This window comes from Anaerostipes stercorihominis (assembly GCF_057535655.1).
Window position 1 is genome coordinate 1 of sequence record NZ_BAAJCL010000035.1, and the last position, 812, is coordinate 812.

Annotated in this window: 1 protein-coding gene; it reads right to left on the reverse strand. The window is 49.0% G+C overall.

The window, feature by feature from the left end:
• Nucleotides 1–702: IS3 family transposase (locus AC27EF_RS13580; protein WP_487111300.1), on the reverse strand; the 702-nt coding region annotated here is incomplete at its 3' end.
• Nucleotides 703–812 lie beyond the last annotated feature (110 nt).

The window sequence follows — 812 nt, forward strand, 5'->3', positions numbered from 1 at the left end:
GCGGCTCATGCTGCTGATAAAACCATGCTCTTTTGCAAGCTTCTGGTATTCCTGTGAACAGTACTGGCTTCCTCTGTCGGAATGCAGGATACATCCGCTTGTAGTCTTTGTATGGCTGACCGCATCCTTAAGCGCTGCTATTACAAGCTCCTTCGTCATACGCCCATCCATCGATACCCCGACTATCTTATCCCCGCAAAGATCCATAACCCCTGCAAGGTACAGCCAGCCTTCCTCCGTCGGGATGTATGTGATGTCGCTTACCATTTTCCGCCCGGGCCTGTCTGCTGTAAAATCCCGGTTCAGGATGTTTTCCGCCACCGGAAGGTGATGGTGTGAATTTGTTGTTGCTTTATATTTTCTGTGGCTTTTTGACCGTATGCCGTTTTCACGCATGATGCGCTCTACACGTTTGTGGTTGACTGGTTTTTCTGATCCCCGGTTTATTTCATGGGTTATCTTCCTGCCTCCATAAGTGCCATGCGATGCCTTATGGATCCGGATAATCTCTTTCAGGAGAGATTCATTCTCCGCGCAGCGCAGGCTTTTGGGACGCTTCCGCCACGCATAATAACCGCTTTTTGAAACCTGAAGCCACTGCGCCATCTTTGCGACCCGGTATTTGGAGCGGTGCTGATCCATGTAAAGGTAACGGGTCACTTCAGGTTCTTTGCAAAGAAGGCGCTTGCTTTTTTTAGGAATTCATTTTCTTCTTCCAAATCTTTGATCCGCTTTTTTAGAGCCCGCAGTTCGGCATCTTCCTGATGGAGATTGCCGCTGCCTACAAAGGGCTGAGCAGGGTGTTCTTTAAA